General features: G+C 39.1%; 17 protein-coding genes. 14 read left to right on the top strand and 3 right to left on the bottom strand.

Annotated features, from left to right (window positions below):
- Positions 1 to 47 precede the first annotated feature (47 nt).
- The 5 genes from AY601_RS12235 (at position 48) to AY601_RS12215 (ending at position 8,609) form a co-directional block, all read left to right on the top strand.
- Positions 48 to 1,241 (top strand): FecR family protein, encoded by a 1,194-nt coding sequence (locus AY601_RS12235; protein ID WP_068401313.1) that lies wholly within the window; start codon positions 48 to 50, stop codon positions 1,239 to 1,241.
- A gap of 252 nt (positions 1,242 to 1,493) precedes the next feature.
- The gene (locus AY601_RS12230; RefSeq protein WP_068407481.1) at positions 1,494 to 5,099 is read left to right on the top strand and encodes a SusC/RagA family TonB-linked outer membrane protein; all 3,606 of its coding nucleotides are present in this window, start codon (positions 1,494 to 1,496) and stop codon (positions 5,097 to 5,099) included.
- A gap of 15 nt (positions 5,100 to 5,114) precedes the next feature.
- The gene (locus tag AY601_RS12225) at positions 5,115 to 6,596 is read left to right on the top strand and encodes a RagB/SusD family nutrient uptake outer membrane protein (RefSeq protein WP_068407478.1); all 1,482 of its coding nucleotides are present in this window, start codon (positions 5,115 to 5,117) and stop codon (positions 6,594 to 6,596) included.
- A gap of 51 nt (positions 6,597 to 6,647) precedes the next feature.
- Positions 6,648 to 7,679 (top strand): substrate import-associated zinc metallohydrolase lipoprotein, encoded by a 1,032-nt coding sequence (locus tag AY601_RS12220; RefSeq protein ID WP_068401309.1) that lies wholly within the window; start codon positions 6,648 to 6,650, stop codon positions 7,677 to 7,679.
- Positions 7,680 to 7,742: 63 nt separating this feature from the next.
- Positions 7,743 to 8,609, top strand: a complete 867-nt coding sequence (locus tag AY601_RS12215; RefSeq protein WP_068401306.1) for a DUF4302 domain-containing protein — start codon at positions 7,743 to 7,745, stop codon at positions 8,607 to 8,609.
- Between the two features lie 126 nt (positions 8,610 to 8,735).
- Here the strand turns inward: AY601_RS12215 and AY601_RS12210 are convergent, their stop codons facing one another.
- On the bottom strand, positions 8,736 to 11,099 hold the full coding sequence (locus AY601_RS12210; protein WP_068401303.1) for a M1 family metallopeptidase: 2,364 nt from the start codon (positions 11,097 to 11,099) through the stop codon (positions 8,736 to 8,738).
- Between the two features lie 118 nt (positions 11,100 to 11,217).
- On the opposite strand from AY601_RS12210, the gene AY601_RS12205 reads away from it, so the two are divergent.
- Positions 11,218 to 11,700, top strand: coding sequence for a DUF6702 family protein (locus AY601_RS12205; protein WP_068401298.1), 483 nt, complete (start codon positions 11,218 to 11,220; stop codon positions 11,698 to 11,700).
- A gap of 162 nt (positions 11,701 to 11,862) precedes the next feature.
- Positions 11,863 to 12,402 carry a DUF420 domain-containing protein gene (locus AY601_RS12200; RefSeq protein ID WP_068401295.1) on the top strand — a complete coding sequence of 180 codons (540 nt, stop codon included), beginning with the start codon at positions 11,863 to 11,865 and terminating at the stop codon, positions 12,400 to 12,402.
- 200 nt (positions 12,403 to 12,602) lie between these two features.
- On the opposite strand, the gene AY601_RS12195 is transcribed toward AY601_RS12200, so the two are convergent.
- Positions 12,603 to 13,481, bottom strand: coding sequence for an NmrA/HSCARG family protein (locus tag AY601_RS12195; protein WP_068401292.1), 879 nt, complete (start codon positions 13,479 to 13,481; stop codon positions 12,603 to 12,605).
- A 67-nt stretch (positions 13,482 to 13,548) separates the two neighbouring features.
- Between AY601_RS12195 and AY601_RS12190 the strand changes: the two genes are divergently transcribed.
- Positions 13,549 to 13,914 (top strand): winged helix-turn-helix transcriptional regulator, encoded by a 366-nt coding sequence (locus tag AY601_RS12190; RefSeq protein WP_084359547.1) that lies wholly within the window; start codon positions 13,549 to 13,551, stop codon positions 13,912 to 13,914.
- Between the two features lie 111 nt (positions 13,915 to 14,025).
- Here the strand turns inward: AY601_RS12190 and AY601_RS12185 are convergent, their stop codons facing one another.
- The gene (locus AY601_RS12185) at positions 14,026 to 14,985 is read right to left on the bottom strand and encodes a helix-turn-helix domain-containing protein (RefSeq protein ID WP_198163678.1); all 960 of its coding nucleotides are present in this window, start codon (positions 14,983 to 14,985) and stop codon (positions 14,026 to 14,028) included.
- Positions 14,986 to 15,136: 151 nt separating this feature from the next.
- Here AY601_RS12185 and AY601_RS12180 point away from each other — a divergent pair, with 151 nt between their 5' ends.
- The 6 genes from AY601_RS12180 to AY601_RS12155 all read left to right on the top strand — a co-directional run bounded on the left by AY601_RS12180 (position 15,137) and on the right by AY601_RS12155 (position 23,900).
- Positions 15,137 to 16,246: an FAD-dependent monooxygenase gene (locus AY601_RS12180; protein WP_068401286.1), complete on the top strand. Its 1,110-nt coding sequence runs from the start codon at positions 15,137 to 15,139 to the stop codon at positions 16,244 to 16,246.
- A gap of 448 nt (positions 16,247 to 16,694) precedes the next feature.
- On the top strand, positions 16,695 to 17,294 hold the full coding sequence (locus tag AY601_RS12175; RefSeq protein WP_068401283.1) for a TetR/AcrR family transcriptional regulator: 600 nt from the start codon (positions 16,695 to 16,697) through the stop codon (positions 17,292 to 17,294).
- A gap of 215 nt (positions 17,295 to 17,509) precedes the next feature.
- A complete protein-coding gene (locus AY601_RS12170; RefSeq protein WP_068401280.1) occupies positions 17,510 to 18,643 on the top strand; it encodes an efflux RND transporter periplasmic adaptor subunit in 1,134 nt (377 codons plus the stop codon).
- 11 nt (positions 18,644 to 18,654) lie between these two features.
- Positions 18,655 to 21,849 carry an efflux RND transporter permease subunit gene (locus tag AY601_RS12165; protein ID WP_068401276.1) on the top strand — a complete coding sequence of 1,065 codons (3,195 nt, stop codon included), beginning with the start codon at positions 18,655 to 18,657 and terminating at the stop codon, positions 21,847 to 21,849.
- A complete protein-coding gene (locus AY601_RS12160; RefSeq protein WP_068401272.1) occupies positions 21,836 to 23,248 on the top strand; it encodes a TolC family protein in 1,413 nt (470 codons plus the stop codon). Before AY601_RS12165 ends, AY601_RS12160 begins: the two co-directional genes overlap by 14 nt.
- Positions 23,249 to 23,471: 223 nt before the next feature.
- The gene (locus AY601_RS12155; protein WP_068401269.1) at positions 23,472 to 23,900 is read left to right on the top strand and encodes a hypothetical protein; all 429 of its coding nucleotides are present in this window, start codon (positions 23,472 to 23,474) and stop codon (positions 23,898 to 23,900) included.
- The last annotated feature ends 57 nt before the right edge of the window (positions 23,901 to 23,957 follow it).

Raw genomic sequence — 23,957 nt, 5'->3', positions numbered from 1 at the left:
CCCCCTGATTCATCCTGAACGGTTATTGTTATAAATAAGCACTTCAGATGATGAATGAGAAAGAAGCACTAAATCTTCTTAGTAAATATAATTCAGGCACAGCTACAGCTACGGAGATTAAACTGTTAGAAAGCTGGTATAGTGCAGAAATTCTGAAACAAAATCTTACTGAAACCGAAGAAGATTTCAGCCATTTGAAAGAAGAAATCTGGGCAGGAACATTGCAGCGGGCAAACCTGGCTGCACAAGAAGATCCGGTTTCTGAAAAAACACCTGTACGATCAATCAAACGCTGGTATCAATGGACTGCGGCAGCGGCAGTATTAATTATAGGTTCCGTTTATTTAGTAAACAGACAGCAAACGGCAGAAAATAGTCTTACAAAAACCCTTGAAATAGCTAACCATATTACAGCGGGGAAAAATAAGGCAACCCTGACACTGGCTAACGGACATCAGATCATTTTATCTGATGATGTAAAAGGGAAACTGGCAGAAGAAGCCGGAGTTATTATTACTAAAACAAACAGCGGAGAACTCATCTATACCGTAATTTCAAAGCCTGGTAATGAAAATCCATCAGGTTCCGGATACAATACAATTTCCACTGCAGCCGGAGAAAACTATCAGGTAGTTTTACCAGATGGCTCAAAAATCAAACTTAATGCAGCATCTTCTTTAAAATATCCTGCATCATTTGCTTTTAAAAAAGAGCGCAGGGTCGAACTTATTGGAGAAGCCTACTTTGAAGTGGCAAAAGACAAACATCATCCTTTTAAAGTCAAAACGAGTACACAAGAAGTGGAAGTGCTGGGTACCCATTTTAATATCAGCAGTTATGCGGACCATGCCATTACACACACCACCTTATTAGAAGGGTCAGTAAAAGTTTCTTCATTAGGTTACGCCGGAAAAAAAGAGAGGGCTGCGCATACCATTCTGTTGAAACCAGGAGAACAAGCTATACAGAAAGCAAATACCATTACCATGGTACCTGCTGATATTGAACAGGTAACAGCCTGGACAGAAGGCTGGTTTTACTTTAAAAGCACGAAGCTGCAAGATGTATTAAGTGAAGCTGCAAAATGGTACGATCTGGAAATTGTTTACCGGGGTACTGTACCAACTGACCGCTTTACAGGAAAGATCCCTAAAACTGCCAGTCTTGGCAAGTTCATCAAGCTATTACAACTGAGCGATATCAAGTTCAGTATCGAAGGCAGAAAAATGATAATCAACTAATCAATCAACCATAAACCAAACTTACATGAAACAAATCTACAGAGACGACGGGCTATATTAAACAACTGGGTACCCTGTGAAAAACAGAAACCCCGATGGCGATCGGAGCTTCTGAAATGACTGGGCCAACCCTTTAACAATTTCTGCAAACAGTTTAATCATCAACCCAATCCAAACAAAAATATGAATAATATTATTCATTGCCCCCTGCTGTCCAAAAATTGGCAGGGCCGTAACCTAATTTGGCGAACCATGAAGGTAACCTTCGTTCTTCTATTCTCGGTATTAATGCATGTGAGTGCAGCCGGATTAGCCCAAAAGATCAATCTTAATAAGAAAAACAGCGCATTGCCAGAAATTTTCAATGATTTGGGTAAACAAAGCGGATATCAGTTTTTTTATAATGAACGTCTGCTTGAAAGCGCAAAAAAGGTAGACATAAAGATTCAAAATGGCACTTTAGATGAAGCATTGAAATTATGTTTCAAAGATCAGCCCTTCTCTTATGAAATTGTCGATAAAACTGTTGTCATTAAAGAAAAGGAGAGATCTTTTATCGAAGCACTCACCAATCGTGCTCCTGATCCTGTTACCGTGAAAGGAGCTGTAACCTTTACCCAGAACGATGGAAGGAGTGAGACTGTTTTTGGCGTGAACATTACTGAGAAAGGAACCACGAATACCAGGCAAACAGACGCAGATGGTAAATTTACCATTAGTGTCCAGAAAGGTGCCATACTGGTTTTTACGAAAATCGGCTTTAAACCACATGAAGTCAGGGTATCAGAGAATAATCCGGTTTTAGCCATTAAACTGGAAGAAAGCTCAACAAACCTGAAAGAAACGGTAATCACTGGTTATCAGCAGTTAGATAAGAAAAAATTCACCGGTTCATCTGTAAAACTAAAAGGCGATGAACTCAGACAGACCGGATCTTTAGATATCGGCCGTGCACTGGAAGGTAAAGTAGCCGGGGTTTCTATTCAGAATGTATCTGGTACCTTTGGTTCTGCGCCGAAAATCAGGATCCGTGGTGTTACTTCATTAACCGGTTCAAACAAGCCTTTATGGGTAGTAGATGGTATTGCATTGGAAGATGTCATCGATGTAACGAATGATCAGCTTTCCAGTGGGGATGCGACTACGCTTTTAGGATCATCAGTTGCAGGGATTAACATGAATGACGTTGAAGATATTTATGTATTAAAAGACGTTGCAGCCACTTCACTTTATGGCGCAAGAGCAATGAACGGAGTAGTTGTCATTACCACTAAAAAAGGGAAAAACGGGAATTTGCAAATTAACTATACGGGTAATTTCAGTTCACAATTGCGTCCCACCTATAGTAGTTTTAATATCTCAAATTCAGCAGATCAGATGTCTATTTATTCTGAAATGTATGGAAAGGGGATGCTTAACCTGAAAGATATTGGAAACCGGTCAAATGTAGGCGTATTTGGAAAAATGTACAACGACCTTCAAACTGTTGATCCCACAACAGGTAAATTTCTTCTGGAGAATACCCCTGATGCACGTAACGCATTTTTGAGCAGATATGCAAATGCCAATACAGATTGGTTTCATCTGTTATTTCGTAACACTTTAACACAAGAGCACTCCATCAGTATTTCCAGTGGAACTGATAAAGCACAACATTATACTTCAATAAGTTATTATGATGATAATGGATGGACCATTGCTGATAAAGTAAAACGCTATACTTTTAATTCACAGAATACTTATAATTTTTCCAAAAAACTTAGCGGAGGCATCATCACCACAGCGTCCTTCAGAGATCAACAGGCACCAGGTACTATCAACCGTTCAGCTGACCCTGTTTTTGGAAAGTTTAACAGGGAGTTTGATATCAACCCTTATAGCTATGCCTTAAATACAAGCCGTGCCTTGACTCCTTATGATGACCAGGGTAACCTGGAATATTTCAGAATGAATTATGCGCCATTCAATATTATCAATGAGCTGCAAAATAACAAGATCAAATTGACAGATCTTGATGTGAAATTACAGTTGAATCTAGCTTATAAAGTAGACCCTTATTTGAAATATGAATTCCTTGGTGCTGTTCGTTATGCTAAAACGACTCAGGAAAATTTAGTAAATGAAAACTCCAACAGAGCAAATGCATACCGAGCTAATTATAATTCACAGATCGCTAATGCGAATACTTATTTATACAAAGATTCAGACAATCCAAATGCTTTGCCAGAAGTGGTTATGGCTGCCGGGGGTTTATATAATCGTACAGATAACTCATTGGCTACTTATAATTTAAGAAACAACCTGACTTATATCAGAAGTTTTGGTAAACACGATCTGAATCTTCTTGTAGGCCAGGAGCTCAGATCAGCCGACAGACAAAATGCGTTTAACAATGGTTTTGGTTACCAATATGAAAACGGTGGGATCCCACTTGTTAATTATAAAATTATCAAACAAGGAGTAGAGCAGAACAGGCAATATTACGGAATGGGTAAAACGTATGATCGTTTTGCTTCCTTTTACGCAACTGCTGGCTATACTTTCGACGGCCGCTACAATTTGAGTGCAGCAGCCAGATATGATGGTTCTAACCAATTAGGTCAATCACCACAGGCAAGATGGTTGCCAACATGGAGTGTGAGTGGTTCATGGAATATTGATCAGGAAGCATTTATTAAAGAGGTGACCGTGATCAGTAACTTGAAACTAAGAGCGAGTTATGGTCTGTCTGCCAGTACAGGTAATGCAACAAATTCAGCATTGGTATTGCGGACAGCTAATACACTCAGACCTTATTCCTCAGAAATTGAATCTGGTATCAGAATACAAGATCTGGAGAATTCGGATTTGACTTATGAAAAACAATATTCAGGTAATATTGGTGTGGACGCAGGATTTTTCAGTAACAGACTTAACATTACAGCTGATGTATACAATAAAAAAGGTTTCGACCTGATTGGAAACTTAAGAAGCAGTGGAATTGGCGGACAGGTTGTAAAAACCGGAAACTATGCTAATTTAAAATCGCATGGAATTGAGTTTTCTGTTTCTGGTGAAATCATCAGACAAAAAGACTGGGGCTGGAGATCGACATTGATATTCTCTTATGCAGCCAATAAGATTACCAATACCAAAGACCAGCCTGTTATTTTTGACATGTTAGTACCAACAGGTGCCAATAGGCTCGGGCTTCCTGTAAGTTCTTTATATTCTCTTGATTTCCAGGGATTAGACCATAATACAGGTGTTCCTCTTTTCATCAACGAACAAGGAGTGGTTAGCCAGAAAGTTAATTTACAGGATATTGAAACTAAATACCTGAAGTATGAAGGGCCGGTAGATCCTCCTTATTCGGGCGGTTTTAGCAATAGCTTTCGCTATAAAGCTTTTACTTTAACTGCACAGATCACCTACCAGGCTGGTAATAAAGTAAGGTTAAACCCTTCATTCAAACCTACATATTCAGATCTTGATGCAATGCCAACAGAATTCAGAAACAGATGGATACTGCCTGGTGATGAAACAAAAACCAATATTCCGTCTATTCTGGATGCCATCAATAATTACAATATGCCATCAGGAACTTATCCATATAACAATTATGACCTCTCCTCAGCAAGAGTTGCCAATGGTGGTTTTGCCCGGTTGAAATATCTGTCATTAGCCTATCAATTACCTGCAAAGTTTGCCAACGCGATAGGGATGAACAATATGTCGCTGACAGCTGCTGGTACTAATCTAATGTTGTTTTTTGCGGATAAGAGACTGGAAGGACAAGATCCCGAATTTTTCAACGCTGGAGGCGTAGCCCAGCCTTTACAAAAGCAGGTGATTATTTCTTTAAAAATTGGATTATAAAAGATGAAACTTGACATGAAAATAAAACATATTCATACTAAAATAGCGGTCATGATAATAGGTGCATTAATTTGCTCCGCTTCCTTATCAGGATGTAAAAAAATGCTCGATACCGCACCAGATAACAGGGCAGAACTTGATAGCCCCGATAAAGTATCTCAATTACTCACTTCAGCTTATCCGAGTGAAGACTATATAACCTTTTGTGAATCGATGACCGACAATGTGGGGGACAGGGGGTATAAAACGGAATATAATAATGCTTTGCTCAATGATAACCCTTATCGGTTTACAGATTTTTCATCATCAGATGATGGAGCTGTCGATACTTACTGGGGAGCTTGTTATAGTGCGATTTCAGCAGCTAACCAAGCCTTGCAAGCCATTAATACTGCGAATAATCCTGCAGCATACAGTGCCTATAAAGGGGAGGCATTAATAGCGCGTGCCTATTCTCATTTTATGCTGGTTTCCCTTTTTTCAAAAACCTATGATCCCGCTACTGCAGCAACTGATCTGGGGATACCTTATGTGACAGAGCCTGAAAAAACCTTATATAAGTCTTATGAACGCAAAACAGTAGCTTACGTTTATGAGATGATTGAAAAGGATTTAACAGAAGGACTGCCTTTATTAAATGACAATGCTTATAAAGTCCCTGCTTACCGCTTTACAAAAGCAGCTGCCCATGCTTTTGCAAGCCGGGTTTACCTGTTTAAAAAGCAATATGATAAAGTCATTGAACAGGCAGATCTTACCTTTCCAACCAATATAGGTAGTTATTTGAGACCATGGAATTCAACTTATTTAACCCTGACAGATGCTGGAAAAGCAGCGATTTATACGAGTTCTAATGAAAAGGCTAATCTATTATTAGCAACCACGGCTTCTATCTGGAATAACGGTTGGCAATTGTACAGATATGGATTGAATTCAACGCTCCAAAAGCAAATTTATAGTCAGCCTAATGTTACGGGTGGTAAATGGGCTAATCAGGCAGTAGGCTACGGTTCGGGTGGTGAGATGATGGGTATTAATAAATGGCGTGGCAATTTCATTAATACAACCCCATTAATTGGTAATAATTATATATACATCCCTTTATTAAGTGCAGAAGAAGTATTGTTTAACAAAGCAGAAGCTCTAGTGATGCAAGGCAATAATGCTGCGGCTATGACAATTCTTAATACTTATTTAAGTACAAGAATAACAAATTACAATGCAACAGCGCATAATATAACTGAGGCCAGAGTAACTGCTTTCTATAAAACCGGTGATGTAAAACAAGCATTGATCAAAACTATTCTTGATTTTAAAAGGGCTGAATTTATGCAGGAAGGACTAAGATGGTTTGATATTCTTCGTTATAATCTGCCAGTAGTTCATGTTGACGAAGACAAGAAAGAATTCTCATTGAAACCGGACGATTTAAGAAGGATTTTACAAATTCCTCAAACTGCGCAAACTGCTGGTGGACTGCCAGCGAATCCCAGATAGTATTCCCGGATTTATTTATAAAAAATATAACATTCTTAATTATAGTATATTATGAAAACTATTATAAACATCAGACAAGTAAAAATACTTCTGCTTGCGCTGGTTGCCATCTCTATATTTTCATGTAAGAAAAGTGAGAAACTGGTTCTTCAGGATAATTACCTGGGAGGAGAAGTGTCAGGTACGACACCTTTGGATAAAGATCTTTATAATCTTCTTGTTAAACCTTATAACATTGAAGTGAAATATAAATGGGACCAGTCTGAATTTGATATGCAATATACATTGGTTCCTCCTCAGGTAGATAAAGTTTTGCCGGCAGCAACTGCCTTAAAACAAATTTGGATAGATCCATATAACACAGAAACAGGTAGTGATCTATTCATGAAAACCTATTCCCCTAAGCAATTAATCTTATCCGGCAGTCCACAGTTAAATAAAGATGGGACTAGTACAGAAGGTGTTGCTGAAGGCGGGCTGGATATTTTATTGACTAATATCAATGCGATAAATGTTAAAAATACAGCTGATGCTAAAGACTTATTGCATTTAATCCATCATGAATTTACACATATCCTGAATCAGAAAAAAGCATATACGACTGATTACAATAAAGTAACTCCATCAGATTATATCGCTGAATGGTACAACTCTCCGGTGAATCCACTTTCATTAGGTTTTATCTCAGGATATGCAAGAAAAGCTCCGGAAGAAGACTTTGCAGAGATGGTCTCTTTGATGCTGACCTGGGGGAAAGATGGTTATGAAACTGGATATATTAAAAAACAAAGTTCTAAACCTGACCCTGCATTATACCCGGCAGGATCTTACGGTACCATATTCGGTCAATTTTATAAATATTCAGATTATGATGCAATCATTAAGGTTTATGACGGTAGCGAGCCCTCAATGGCTGCTTTCTTTATAAAAAAATTAGTTCCTGACCCAGCTTATGCGCCGGGGATAGCCAAACTAAGACAAAAAGAAGCTCTTGTCGTTGCTTATTTTAAATCGGCCTATAATATCAATTTCTATAGCCTGCAAACCAACGTACAAAAGTCTCTGCTGATAGCGACTCAATAGAGCGATAAATAACTTTGACAGATCTGGCGAACAGATCCTAAACAATTAAAGATAACCAGCAAAATGAAAAAATATTTAGTTCATACTTATATACTACTGCTGTTTGCCGGTTTAACTGGCTGCAGTAAAAAAGATGATTCTTTGGTTTTTGGAGAAACACCAGGGCAGAGGGCATCAGCAGAACTCAAAAAAGACCAATCCATATTAACATCGGCTCCTTATGGATGGAAGGCCGTCCTTTTTCCCGGTACCTTTACTGGTACAGGCTTTTTCTTTAAATTTGATGATCAGAAACAGGTGCAATCCTATCCTGATCCGTTAGTGACACTTATTTCACCAAAATCTGGCATTGCTGGTACCAGCAGTTATCAATTGAAATCTTTACAACGGCCATCTCTTATATTTGATACTTATTCCGCGTTGCACGTTTTATCAGATCCTGCAAATGGAGCCAGAGGTCTTGGCTACAGTTCAGATTTTGAATTTTCTTTTGTAAGTGCTTCACCCGATACGGTTAGATTTGAAGGAAACTTTAATCAGTCGCCAATGATTTTGATTAAAGCGACGCAGGCAGAATACACAGCTTATCAAAATAATGGACTGAAAGCAATCAGTTTAGCACTGGATAATTATGCAGCTGCTGCCAATGGAAAGAAAATACTATTGACAATAGATGCTACACATGCTCCAGAGTGTAATATTGTGACTGATAAAGACGAAGATAGAACGTTTACATTGACCTATACAGATAGTAAAGGTATTCAGCAAAACCAAACCACAAATTGGGGGCCTACTGTAAACAGTATTTTTTTTAAAGACCCGATTTTATATAATGGTATCACCTTTAACGAAGTATTCTATGATAATGCAAAATTATCATTGTATATACAGTGGCAAGGCAAACGCTACGATCTGGTTGTTGCCCCTTAATCATCTTTGGCCCTATACCTACCTGTAATAGCTGCCAACCCTCCCGGGAAACCGGGATTTAATAAAAAAGGCTGATCATTTTTAACAATGATTAGCCTTTTTTTTATGCGCTGATAACCTCAGTGCTTACATTCCTTTGGCATTTTGCATCGGATTACCGCCTGCAGATTGTCCGCGTGTAGTCATTGATTTTTGTTTAAACAACTGGAATTTAGAAGTCTGTGCTTTTCCTCCCCAAATATTATTGCTCTCATCAATATCAGCTGTTTCACGCATAGGATCTAACTTTATAGCCGTTATTTCTTTATCCTGCACATAGAATTTAGAAGCCTGTAATTCATTATGTCTCCAAATCTGCGCAGGAATCCTGTCAATCTTTTTACTGCCATCAGCAAAAGTGAATTCAACGATAATTGGCATGATCAAACCACCCTTATTGCTGAATGAAAGCTCGTAAAAGAATTTACCGGCATATTTTGCCTGATCTTCTGAAGTCAAAGCTTCTACGAGTTCAGGAATTTCCTGTCTATGTTCTTTGTCATCATACTTCTCCATTCCGCGGTCATATCTCCAGTAGAAATCCTGTGTTGATTTGTCCTGATCAGTATAAAATTTGATATTCTTATCTTCCCTGTTTCTCACTTTAGAAATATCATCAAAAGCATTGACCATAGGACGATCCAGTTTAACCATCGCTACTCTTGAAACCGGAACTTTAGAAGTTACATCCGCTTTGGCAAATTTTACTGCATCCAGAGAAATGTCGCAAGGATCTGTCGTATAAAACCATCCTCTCCAGAACCAGTCCAGATCCTCACCACTTGCATCTTCCATCGTTCTGAATAAATCGGCTGGCGTAGGGTGTTTAAAAGCCCATCTTCTGGCATATTCTTTAAAAGCGTAATCAAATAATTCTCTGCCCATAATGGTTTCTCTCAGGATATTCAAAGCCGTCGCAGGTTTAGAATAAGCATTAGGGCCAAAACGTTCAATGTTTTCAGAATTGGTCATAATCGGCTCCAGCTGATCTTTCGGTAATTTCATATAGTCAACTATCGTGTAAGCGGGCCCTTTTTTTACCGGGAACTTATTGTCCCAAAGTTCTTCAGTCAGGTATTCGAGGAACGAATTTAATCCTTCGTCCATCCACGTCCACTGCCGCTCATCACTATTGACAATCATCGGGAAGAAATTATGTCCCACTTCATGGATGATTACACCGATCATTCCGTTTTTAGAACTTTCGCTATAAGTACCATCTTTTTCAGCCCTTCCGTAATTGAAACAGATCATTGGATATTCCATTCCATTGGCTGCTTCTACGCTTTGTGCAACAGGATAAGGATAGGGGATGGTAAAGTGCGAATAGGTTTTAACCGTATGGGCAATTGCTTTGGTAGAATAAGGTCTGTATAAATTATAGGCCTCTTTACCATAAAAGCTCATACACATCACTGATTTATCCTCAACTTTCTCTGCCATAGCATCCCAGACAAATTTCCGGGAAGAGGTCCAGGCGAAGTCACGGACATTGTTTGCCTGGAAAACCCAGGTTTTTGTGGCATTACTTTTTGAAACCTCTGCTTTTTTAGCTTCATCCAGCGTAACAATCTCCACTGGTTCAGTAGCTGTTTTCGCTTTGTTATATCTGGCCAGTTCTGCCGGAGAAAGTACAGCGCTATAATTGATACATTCTCCTGTTCCGCCAATCACATGATCTGCAGGGACTGTCATTTGTACTTTGAAATTTCCGAAGGTCAGTGCAAATTCACCTCTTCCAGTAAACTGGTGGTTCTGCCAGCCCTGAAAATCACTGTACACACACAATCTTGGGTACCATTGTGCCATAGTGAACAGATAATTGCCGTCCTCAGGGAAGAATTCATAACCACCACGGCCTCCGCCAGCAATACGGTCTGTAATCTTATATTTCCAGGTTACATTAAAAATAAACTGCTGTCCTGATTTTAAAGGAGCAGGTATTTCTACACGCATCATGGTTTTGTTGATCGTATATTTTAATTCTTTTCCGGCAGCATCAGTAATTTTCTGAATAGCAACACCGTTTCCATTGTCAGGCTGATCCATTACAGCATTATCTATTTCGCGGGTAGTTGCAGTTGCAGGGATTGTCGTACTGGTCTGGTAACCCGCATTCCTGATATTGCTGTGCTCATTTTCATCCAGCTGAAGCCATATATAAGTCAGCACATCTGGCGAATTGTTGAAATAAGTTACTTTTTCTGCACCTGTAAGTTCGAGTTTCTTTTCATCCAGCGAACATTTAATGTCATAATCTGCCCGCTGCTGCCAGTACTTAACACCGGGTGCACCACTTGCAGTCCGCTGTTCATTCGGCGTAGAAAGGATAGTACCCAGCTGTTCAAATTTATTTCCGTGATTACTACCCGGATTATATTGAATGTTTTGAGCATAAGAGACCTGCAGGCCGGAGCACAGCAGCAGGGTAGCTGTTAATAATTTAGTCATTTAGCTTTTATAGTAGGAAGTCTAAATTTAAACCGTTTTTTTGTAAAGCAAAAATTATATTAGCGCCATGTTATCCTTCCTTCACCATTCTCTATTAATTTGTTACGTAATCACCGGTATGTTTAAGCCATTGGCAGCTGCCGGTGCCGGAAGTAATTTTAAACATCCTTTACATCTGAGTTCTACAGAATTAAATTATAACCTGAAAGAAAGCACGATGGAAGTGAGCTGCCGGATATTTACGGACGATTTCGAGGATATTCTGAGTAAAAAGTATAAAGTTAAAGCAGATCTGTCTCTGGAGGCGAAACATAAAGAAATGGATCAGCTGGTGCGTAAATACATAACAGCTCATTTACAACTTGCAGCGAACGGAAAGGCCTTGCCGCTAAACTATATTGGTTTTGAAAAAGACAATGAAGCCGTAGTAGTTTATCTGGAATCGGCAAAAGTTAAGAATATAGTTAAACTGGAAACCACCAGCACCGTGTTATATGATCTTTTCGATGATCAGACGAATATCTTTCATTTAACCTTTAAAGGCAACAGGCACAGTTTTAAACTGACTTATCCAGATAAAAGGGTTAACTCTTTGCTATAGCATCTTTATTCATGATAAAAGCCACCTCAACAGGTTTTTCAAAAAATACAGGGGAATGAGCCCAACCCTTTACAGAAAGAGCCGGGGGTAACAATTGAGCACCGGGTGTCTGATCTTTAATTAAAAAAACATACTAATTAGTATTATTTATAAATTCGTTGAATGAAATCAGAAACCATTAGGAAAAATTTCAAGCCACTGGTTTGGATACTAACCATTGCTATAAATGGATTAATAGTGATCACTATCTTTTTACCAAAGATTGCAAGCCTAAAGAGTTATGATTTTTCCAGTTTGCCTTTGGTTAATGCGGTATCAAACGCACTTACGTTTCTTTCCTTGCTCATTGCCTTTTATGCTATAAAACAGAAAAATGTCCGTATGCACCGGACATTTATTTTTCTTGCGTTTGCGTTCACAACGGTATTCCTGGTATCCTACTTATTATATCATTTTTCTACACCTTCAATTAAATACGGTGGTACTGGGTTATTAAAATCCATTTATCTTTTTATTTTACTTACGCATATAATTTTAGCAGCGATCATTGTGCCACTTGCGCTAACAACCATCGGATACGGGATAACAAAGCAAATTGAGAAGCATCGGAAATTTGCCAGGTGGACCATGCCTATCTGGCTATATGTAAGCATGACTGGCGTTATTGTTTATTTAATGATATCTCCTTACTATCTGAAATAATTGAGAGTAAGCCTCAGCCTGTGTTATTGATGTGGTAAGTTTTTAATATAGTTTTGATTGTGTATCCCTGGAAATATTTTACTATTTATTTGGCATTCTTGATAAAACCTCAAATGGGCCAGTAAAATCAATTTGATCCATTTTTTCAAAAACCAAGCAGCCTAACGAAATTCGGTCATAAACTAGCCAGCTTTGTGGCTTTATGTAATTTTTCTTTCGAATTCCTCTTTGCCAAACTGTGCTAACCACGCTGAAAATGTGCGTAATTGGGGATTCATTTTTCTTAATTTTTCAAAATCAATTTTAGGAAAAGTTGTATTGGTGAACATGTCAATCAATTTTCCGAATAAGGCGTTTTGGGCTGCCAGATCTGCTTTGTGTAGCTGAACAAATTTTAAGTCCCGTCCTAAACTCGTGTTCAGGGCGTTTAATATTTCTTGTTCATCGACTTCATCACCTGCAAGCTCTAAAGTTTTGCCTATATATTTCTCCGGATCCTGGAAAATAATTCTGGCAAATATGCCAATATCTTCTGTGCTGATGTATGGGATTTTCCTGCCCTCCGGCATAAAGTTGTAAAGTATTCCTTCTGAGATTCCGGAAGTTGGCATTAAGAAATTTTCCATGAAGGTGGCAGGATGCAATATAGTCGCCTTTAGCCCACTTTTCCAAAGATATTCCTCAATCGTGTGTTTAAATCTGAGACGGAAAGATTTCTGTTTGTCCGCCATCATAACGGAGCTATAAATAACGTAACTAACTTTTTTCTGCTTTAGTAAATCAATAAAAGCGATGCCTGAATCGGCCTCTTTATTGTCTTCTTCCACACTCATATTCCAGGTAGGGGGCAGAACCATATATACAGCATCAATGGTCTCTAATGAGGAAGCAAAGGAATTCAGATTTGACCAGTCACCTTCAATTAATCTTACTCCTTTATTAACAAGTTCCCGGGCCGCCGGAGAATTTATGTTTCTCGTCAGGGCACTTACTTTGAATCCGTGGGCTAATAATTCACGAACGGTCGATCCACCTTGCTGGCCAGTAGCCCCTGTAACTAATATGCTTTGTATCCTCATCTTTTTTATGCAAATTTATACTGAACTGCGCATACATCTACTATCTGTTACCTACAGGATACCTACTATGGAAATTGTAAATCAACCATGTGCTAAGACCATGGAAGAATATGAGAAACGCATGTTGGCATTGAAAGACGCTATTGAGATACTCGGCGGCAAATGGAAATTTTATATTTTATTAAATTTAAATCAGTACGAATCTTTGCGGTTTTCTCTATTAAAAGAGACTTGCAGAGGAATAACGTCCAAAGTTCTTACCAGTGAATTAATTCAATTGGAGGAAAATAAGTTGATCACAAGAACTGTAAATTCAACCAAGCCAGTGACAGTATCTTATGCGCTGACTACACATGCCAGGGAAACATGGCCCGTGTTAAGCGCTTTGATTGATTTTGGTTTTAAACATCGCCAGGTGATTTTGGATAAATAGAAAAATAGGGTTTTGCAAGTGTGTCAAAGAAAAGGCGCTAAATATACAGGCGCAGACCGAGCGCGTGGAACGGTACGGTAATGTTACTGGGAAAAGAATTGATTAATGGTGCTATCGGAGTGAAAATTTCTTTGGTTTGATACCAATATGCGCTTCAAAAACTTTGGTAAAATGTCCCAGGTTAGAATAGCCTAATGCATAAGCGACCTCAGATACCGAGCGCCTGTGCTCCTTCAGTAGTCTCGCCGCTTCTTTCATTCGAAAGATTTGAAAATAGTTGAAAATGCTTTCTCCAAAAATCTGTTTAAACAAGCGTTTAAGCTTAGACTTGCTCATTCCAGCTTCCTTCGCAAGCTCTTCTAACACCGGAGCAACGGATAAATCGCTAAGTATCTTTGCTCTGATCTTGTATATGTTTTCCGCATCGATCTCGTTGATTGCCTGCATCGGAGCATTTTCACGTTTGAGCAATTCCGCGAAAACCAGACAGATCAGCTCCTCGGCTTTTAGCCGGTAATATAGCGGATGCAGCATTTGCGGGATATCATTATCGGTAATCTCCAACGCAACTTTCTGAATAGCGGGAGTAATAATTTCCTCCAACAAAATATCGTGTTCAGTCTCCAATATAGACCTTAAGACAGAATTTTCGATAGGATCCCCTAAAAGCAACTTCAGATCAGACAAGTAGATCGTCACAAGGATGGATCTGAAATTCGTGTGGCTGGGATAAAATATTTCAAGATTCAATTTCCCTTTTCCGATCTGTACAGAAGGCAGATTCTGAACATTAGTTTGCGCCGCATTTTGAATTTTAGGGATCAGTATATTATTGAAAGAAAATATTACTCTTTCATGTGGATTAAGATTGAAATTTCTTTTAATCAGCAAATCCTCATTAAATTCACAGTCCCTGATCATCAATCCTATAGAGTTGCCTAAAAAGAAGCCTTTAAGGTAACCCTTTCCCTTAGCTGCAGGAATTATTAGTAGTCCGTCCTGACAAGTGGTTTCAAGCACTTCAGCCAATTTGTCGAGTACTTGGTTCGGTTCGCTGACATTTAGTATCATTGTTTGAGCTTTTGCGACTAAAATTTGGCCAAATATAACTATTTTACTCTTATACTGCATTTTATCTTTGTCCTATGATCTTCAAGGAAGTTTCTGCAATGCAAATAGTAGCAGCTCTTTAATATTGAATAATAAGTAAACAACAAAACTTATGGGAACAAAAGTAAAATCAGTTTTAATATCAGGGGCAAGTATCGCAGGACTAACGATGGCTTACTGGATGAAGTATTACGGGTATGAGGTGACCGTTGTGGAAATTGGCGCTGAGCCGCGGCGAGGCGGTTCACCCATTGATGTACGTGGAGATGCATTACACTGCGCCAAACGCATGGGTGTACTCAATGCTATCAAAGAAGCTAAGCTGCCCACCAAAGGGCTTAAGTTCGTGAATGCTCAAAACGAAGTACAAGGCATCATGCTGGTAGAAGAGATTGGTGCTATATCGCCCGATGATACGGAATTGCGCAGGGATGACCTGGTTGATATTTTATATGCAACAGTTAAAAATAATGTGACCTGCAAATTCAGTAATCGCATCATCAGGCTGGATCAGAATGAGAAAGAAGTTCGTGTTACTTTTAAAGATGGAATGGAAGGAATATATGATTTTGTGATTGGTGCTGACGGCATCCATTCAGGAGTGAGAAAACTAATATTTGGTGAAGAATCGCAGTTTACCCATTTTTTAAATTTCTACTTCTCTGTTTTTACGGTTGACGGAAAGCTGGGGGAGCAAAACTATGCCCACATGTACAATACACCAAATAATATGGCTACTGTGTATTTTTACAATAAAGATTCAGCAGACACGCTTTTAGCTTTCAGAACATCTAACCAAATAACAGTTGACCGTTACGACATTGAGGGACAAAAGCAGATCGTCATCGATGCCTTTAAAGGAATCGGCTGGAAAGTACCGCAACTTTTAGAGGAATTAAAACGCTCAGATAACTTTTATCTGGATCAGGGCTGTCAGATTAAAATGCCAACCTGGACAAATGGGCGGGTAGCTTTAATCGGGGATGCAGGCTATGCACCAGCGTTCCCAACCGGTATGGGAAGCACGCTTGCAATGCAAGGCGCTACCGTTCTGGCCGATGCCATGGCTGAAAATGAAAACCACGAAATCGCATTTAGTATATACAATGAAAACTTCCGGGCTGTTGTCGAGGAATTACAGGCAACTGTTTACGATGGAATGTCTTTAGTATTGCCAGATACAGAAGATAAGATCAATACGCGTAATAAAGTCACCAAATAGGCCATCAATGCCAATTTGGATACCCGTTTTAAATTTCTATCTAATTTGCTGTCGTTCTTTATACTGACTGATTTAGTATATAGACATAGTTGTTCTCCTTTACTGAAGGTATTTAGTAGCTATTTAGAGACGTCTTTGGCTGTGTCTTGCTGCCTATTGAAGCGGGTTTGAAACGGGTTTGATACGGGTTTGAAACGCCTCGGCCCGTATCAAACCCGTATCAAACCCGTTTCAAACCCGTATCAAACTGCAAGAGAACACAACCAGTGTAGTTAGTTAAACATCTTACAATATTTACTCAAACATAAGTCATCATTATTTTAAATCATCTTTTAAAGATCAATTAAAGGTCTTTTCAGAGTTTTGACAATACGCTGATATAGATTTTTAAAACTAGTTCTACATTTGTTTAACAGTGTTAGATTATTTACACAGGAGCAAGATTACCATGGGTAGTAAAGAAAGAATTCAAAGGGTTAAGGAAGAAACAAGAGCTAACATACTTGATGCTGCCTTAGAAATCGTTAAAGAAGACGGTTGGCAGGCCTTGAGTATGCGCAAAATCGCAGATAAAATTGAATACACTGCGCCGATTATTTATGAATATTTTGCCAATAAAGAAGGCATTCTGCTGGAATTAACGCGAAAAGGAAATTTATTCCTGCTAATCGATCTGAAGAATGCAAAAGCAAAATACGACGATCCTAAAGAACAACTGGCAGCCATGTGGATTGCTTACTGGGATTTCGCATTTGAACATACACACTTATACCAGGTCATGTTTGGCGTGGACATGATGTGTTGTGAACAGCAAATGGCATTACCAGAGGCAGAAGCTTCACGTAAACTCATTACAGATACCATTGTAGAAATAATGAATGCAGAAAGTTTCTGTGAAGATAGAGTTTGTAGAAAGTATTATACTTTCTGGTCTGTCATCCACGGATTGATTTCTATTAACCTGGTTAGAAGAGGCACTAACGATGAAATGAATCAGCATATTCTAAAAGATGCAATTCACGGAATTATTCAAACAATCAACGATTAAAAATTTTTTTATGGAGTACTTAACACTGTTAGATTATTTATTTGTAATTAGCTCACCGCTCAGGAGGAAGTCTGCCCGGACTATTTCGTTTTTTTTGCCTCATAACTTAACAGTGTTAAATAACCTATTTACGTTAAAAAAGCATTACCCCAATATTAATAAATAATACATTTTACCTACATCACACACAACAAGTTAAACAACAGATTAACGTTATGAAAATTTCAATTTTACTTCTCGCCGTTTTATTTATTGGCTGTTCCAGCGATAAAGTTCAGGTAGCTGCTCCTGTAATACAATCCCTCCCGGTTATTGCGTTACACAATAGTTCAGAAACCACTTTTACCGAATATCCAGCTTCCATTCAGGGAGCCGTTGATTTGGAAATACGCCCACAGGTATCGGGTTCATTAGATAAGATCTATGTGAACGAAGGCGCTCTTGTCCAAAAAGGACAACCACTTTTTAAAATTAATGAACTTCCATTTAAGGAAGCAGTAAACAACGCTAAAGCTTTATTACATGCAGCACAGGCAGCAGTAATGAATGCGCAGCTTGAAGTAGATAAACTTACCCCTTTGGTCGCAAACAAAGTGGTATCTGATTTCCAGCTTAAAAGCGCTAAGGCTACCCTTCAATCTGCCCAGGCCAGCGTAGAGCAGGCAAGAGCAGGTGTAGCTACAGCAAATATCAACCTGGGTTATACTTTGATTAAAGCACCGGTAACAGGTTATGTAGGCCGGTTACCAAGAAAACAAGGAAGTTTAGTAGGTACTACAGATGCAGTTCCGCTTACTCAGCTTTCAGATGCACACGAAGTTCATGTTTACTTCTCTTTAGGAGAGGATGACTTTATCAATTTCAATGCAACTTATCCTGGTAAAACAATTGCCGACAGACTTAAAAAATTACCTGGTGTTGCTTTAGTTTTAGCAGACCGTACCGTTTATGGACAAGAAGGTAAAATAGACATGGTTGATGGCCAGTTTGATAAACAAACAGGTTCGATTGCTTTAAGAGCTACTTTTCCTAATACTCAGGGACTGTTAAGATCTGGTAATACTGGTAAATTAAGATTGAGCATCAGTCACCCTGATGCGATCCTTGTTCCACAATCATCTACGATAGAAGTTCAGGACAAAATGTTCGTGTACACTGTTGATGCTGGAAATAAAGTGAGCAAAACTCCGATTACAATTCTTGGGACTACAGGCATCAATTACCTGGTTAAAGAAGGCGTAAAAGCAGGAGACAAAATTGTTTTTGATGGTATTGATAAATTAAAAGAAGGTGAAGTTATCAAACCAGAAAAACTAAAAGAAGAACCTATTAAAACTGCATCAAGATAATTTAACATATCATGTTTAAGAAATTTATAGACAGACCTGTCTTAGCCACTGTTATTTCCATATTATTGGTGATTCTGGGGGTATTGGGACTCACTAAATTGCCTTTACAGCAATTTCCGGATATCGCGCCTCCTGCTGTACAGGTAACTGCGCTTTATCCCGGTGCAAATGCCGAAACTGTATTACGTTCTGTAGCGCCTTCTTTGGAAGAGTCAATCAACGGGGTTGAAAACATGAGCTATATGAGCTCAACAGCGAGTAATGATGGTTCATTGGTCATCTCAGTTTACTTTAAACTGGGTACTGACCCGGATCAGGCGGCGGTAAACGTACAAAATCGTGTAGCACAAGCTACAAGTCAGCTGCCAGCTGAGGTTGTACAAGCAGGGGTAACCACTGCAAAACAACAAAACAGCTTAATCATGGTGGTAGATTTACACACCGATAATGAGAAAAGTTACGATCAGACGTTTTTAGCCAACTATGCGCAGATCAACTTAATTCCTGAGTTAAAAAGGATTCAAGGGGTAGGTCAGGCAAATATATTTGGCGGAAGCAGGGATTATTCGATGCGTGTATGGTTAAATCCTGCACAAATGGCAACTTATAACCTAACGCCAAATGAAGTAATGGCGGTTATTAAAGATAAAAACTTAGAAGCTGCTCCGGGTAAATTTGGGGAGAGCAGTAAGAATGCTTTTGAATATGTACTGAAATATAAAGGTAAATTAACCAAACCAGAAGAGTATCAGAACATGATTATCCGTTCTAATGCTGATGGTTCATTTTTACGTCTTAAAGATGTAGCAAGAGTAGAGTTAGGTTCTTATACTTATTCGAATTTAACCCGTGTAAATGGTAAAGCAGGTCTGAACATCGCTGTTCAGCAGTTAAGTGGATCAAATGCAAATGAGATTCAGATAGCGATCACTAAATTCATGAAAAAAGCTGAAAAGGATTTTCCTAAAGGCGTATCTTATGATGTGGTTTACAGTACTAAAACTTCTCTGGATCAATCTATTGACCAGGTAATCCATACTTTGATTGAAGCATTTATCCTGGTATTTATTGTTGTATTTATCTTCTTACAGGATTTCCGTTCTACACTGATTCCAGCGATTGCTGTTCCGGTAGCGATTTTAGGTACTTTCTTTTTCATGAAGCTTTTTGGTTTCTCGATTAACTTGTTAACCTTATTTGCACTGGTACTGGCCATTGGTATTGTGGTCGATGATGCGATTGTGGTGGTCGAGGCCGTCCATGCGAAAATGGAGCATAAAAAAATGGGCCCAAAACCGGCAACGGCAGCGGCGATGCATGAGATTACAGGGGCGATTATTTCGATTACCCTTGTCATGAGTGCGGTGTTCTTGCCTGTTGGTTTTATGGAAGGATCTACCGGAGTGTTCTACAGGCAGTTCGCCTTTACACTGGCCATTGCGATTGTAATTTCAGCTGTGAATGCATTAACATTGAGTCCTGCATTATGTGCCCTGTTCTTAAAGGAAACACATACAGCAGATCATGGTGCCGCTGCCGCTCCAACTAGTTTTAAACAACGTTTCTTTAGAGGTTTCAATACTAGTTTTGAATCTTTAACTAACAGATATGTAAGTAGCTTGAAATTCCTGATCCGTACTAAATGGGTAGGTTTAGCTGGTTTATTAATCGTTATCCTTGCGACAGTATGGATGGTGAAAAGAACACCGACAGGATTTATTCCTTCGGAAGATCAGGGCTTCATCGCGGTTTCGATGTCATTGCCAGCTGGTGCCTCACTGGAAAGAAGTACACAAGTATTGAAAGAAACAGAGGTTTTATTAAGACCGTTAGCTTTCACCAAATTGTTTAACGTGCTGGGTGGGTTTAACCTGCTTACGCAGTCAAACAGTCCGTCTGCCGGTGCAATGTTCGTGTTATTGAAACCTACTGCAGAACGTGGAGAGGTCAAAGATATCAATGCGATCATGAACATCATCAGGGGTAAACTTGCAGGTGTTAAAGGCGCGAATTTCTTCGTGTTTACTTTTCCTACAGTTCCTGGTTTCAGTAATGTGGACGGTTTGGATATGGTGTTACAGGATAAAACAGGAGGTAACATTGGTAAATTCAGTGGTGTAGCCTATAACTTTATCGGTGAGCTGATGAAACGTCCTGAGATTGCAGTAGCTTTTACGACTTTCAGAGCGGATTATCCACAGTTGGAACTTCAACTGGATGAAGCTAAAGCTGAACAGTTAGGTGTTTCTGTGAGGGATGTGTTAACGACAATGCAGGCCTATTTTGGTAGTGCGCAGGCTTCAGATTTTAACAGGTTTGGAAAGTACTACAGGGTAATGGTTCAGGCAGATGTGGCTGACCGTGCTGATCCTTCTTCGATGGATAATGTATTTGTGAAAAACAGAGCTGGTGAAAATGTGCCGATCAATACTTTGGTGAAATTACAAAGGGTTTATGGTCCGGAAACGGTGTCCCGTTATAACTTGTTTAACTCCATTGGTGTGAATGCGATGGCAAAACCAGGTTATAGTTCTGGAGATGCGATCAGGGCGGTAGAAGAAGTAGCTGCAAAGCAGTTACCTTCGGGATTCTCTTATGAATTTACTGGTTTAACTAAGGAAGAGATTACTTCTGGCGGTCAGTCTGTGATCATTTTTGGATTATGTCTGGTGTTTGTATACTTCCTGTTATCGGCTCAATATGAAAGTTACATTCTGCCATTGGCTGTTATTTTATCTATTCCTACTGGTATATTCGGTGTGTTTGTTGCCATCGGTTTAACCGGAATTGAAAATAACATCTATGTGCAGGTGGCACTGGTCATGCTGATTGGATTGCTCGCGAAAAATGCGATTCTGATTGTAGAGTTTGCGGTTCAGCGAAGAAGAGCAGGGAATACTTTGGTTTCTTCTGCTTTAGAGGCTGCTAAGTTGAGACTTCGCCCGATTATCATGACTTCACTTGCTTTTGTGGTTGGGTTGATCCCAATGATGCGTGCAAGTGGCCCTTCTGCTTTAGGTAACCACTCGATTAGTATTGGTGCTGCTGGCGGGATGATTACAGGGGTTATCCTTGGATTGTTCATCATTCCTGTATTGTTCGTGATCTTCCAGTTTTTACAGGAAAAAGTTACGGGTAAACCTCAGGATACAGCTGTAGAAGAACATGAAGAACCTATTAATATTAAAGAATATGAAACCGTATAAAAGTATATATACTGCTCTTTTACTTGTACTCGTGCTGGGTGCTTGTAAAGTATCTAAAGATATTCCCTTACCAGTAAATGCTGCTCCTGAAAAATTCAGGGGTAGTATTTCAACTGATACGGCGAGTATTGCAGCACTGCCTTATAAAGATTTTTTTAAGGAACAGACAATCAGAAACCTGATTGATACTGCAATCGTAAATAATTATGATATGCAGATTGCATTGAAAAATATGGAAGCTGCGGCTTTGTTATTTAGTCAGTCAAAATTGGGTAATTTACCTGAGTTAAATTTGAAGGTTGGGGCAAATTCAAGCCGTCCTTCGGATAATAGTTTGAATGGGTTGCAGATTGGCCAGTTTTCTCAGTCAAAACATATTGAAGATTATAATGTAACTGGCGGATTAAGCTGGGAGGCAGATATCTGGCGTAAAATTGCGAACCAGAGAAATGCAGCAGGTGCGGCTTTTATGCAGTCTGCTGAGGTTAAAAAAGCTGTTCAAACCAGGTTAGTCTCGAATATTGCACAGAGTTTTTATAGATTGATCATGTTGGATACTCAACTGGAAATCGCTAAGAAGAACTTGTCTTTAAATGATAGTACGTTAAATATTATCAGGTTACAGTTTGATGCGGGTCAGGTGACTTCATTAGCAATTCAACAAGCTGAGGCGCAACAGTTGGTTGCTGCTGGTCTGGTTCCTCAATTGGAGCAAAGAATAGCTTTGGAAGAGAATGCTTTGAGTATTTTAACGGGTGCTTTCCCTAAAACTATTGCAAGGATCGGAACTTTAAATTCGATCAATGTTCAGGATCAGGTGAGTACTGGTATTCCTTCCCGCATGTTAAGTTTAAGACCTGATGTGAAAAGTGCAGAGCTGGAGTTAGTGAAAGCAAATGCGAAGGTTGGGATTGCCAAAGCAGGTTTATATCCTTCTCTTTTGATTACTGCGAATGGTGGTTTGAATTCGTTTAAGGCGAGTAACTGGTTTAATATTCCAGGTTCATTGTTTGGTGTGGTTGCTGGTGGGATTACGCAGCCAATTTTTCAGCGTAAACAGTTAAGGACTCAATATGAGGTTGCTTTGGTTGACCGTGAGAGATCAGTGATCCAGTTCAGATCTTCGGTTTTGACTGCGGTTGGTGAGGTTTCTGATGAGCTGGTTAAGATTGAGAAGTTGAAGCAGCAGTATGTGATTGCTGATAAAAGGGTGAAGACTGTGCAGAGTGGTTTGAGTAATGCGAATATGTTGTTTAAGAGTGGCATGGCAAATTACTTGGAAGTGATTAATGCGCAGAGTAATGCGTTGCAGAGTGAGCTGGATTTAGCAACTGTAAAGACTGCGCAGTTGAATGCGGTAGTTGAATTGTACAGGGCTTTAGGTGGGGGTTGGAAGTAAACTCTAAAAAATTTCAAAAGGGATACATTACTTTGGTAGTGTATCCTTTTTTATTTTATAGCGGTTTATTATTAGAGAAATTATCCTGATTAATTGAATGTTGTATTGGTTTTCAGGACATGTTTTGAAGGTATTATGCGTGTTTAATTGATTACAAGAGGGTTGGGACAGCGATAATTGATTATGGAACAGTTGTTGATTACCGACTTAGAAAACATCTTCTATGGAAAATATAAATACTCCTCCGCAAAAAAAGTCAAGAGGTAAATTCTGGACTATATTGATATTGATTGTGGTTTTATTTTTGGCTGGTTTTGGCTATTATAGATATTTCTTTGTTTTTGGTGAAGGTGTGAAGGCCGGTCAGCTGAATTACTTCGTGAAAAAGGGATATATGTTTAAGACAAATGAAGGGCGTCTCATTCAGACCGGAATACGTTCTCAGGCCCCGGGAAATATAGCTTCTAATGAGTTTATGTTTTCGGTAACAGATCCGAAGGTTGCTGAACAACTGAATAAAAATGCAGGGTCTAATATTGAAGTGCATTATAAAGAATATATCAGTCCACTGCCCTGGAGAGGGGTAAGTGTGTTTGTAGTAGATAGTTTGATTTCTGCTGCACCTGGTAATGGGGTGAATACACAAAACTAATGAAACAGGCTTTGCCTAAATTAAACAATTGTCTGGGCAATTGTTTAATTTAGCAGG

This window comes from Pedobacter cryoconitis (assembly GCF_001590605.1).
Lineage (GTDB): Bacteria > Bacteroidota > Bacteroidia > Sphingobacteriales > Sphingobacteriaceae > Pedobacter > Pedobacter cryoconitis_A.
Note: the sequence above shows the minus strand (reverse complement) of the source record. Positions and strands in the feature narration are given on the sequence as shown.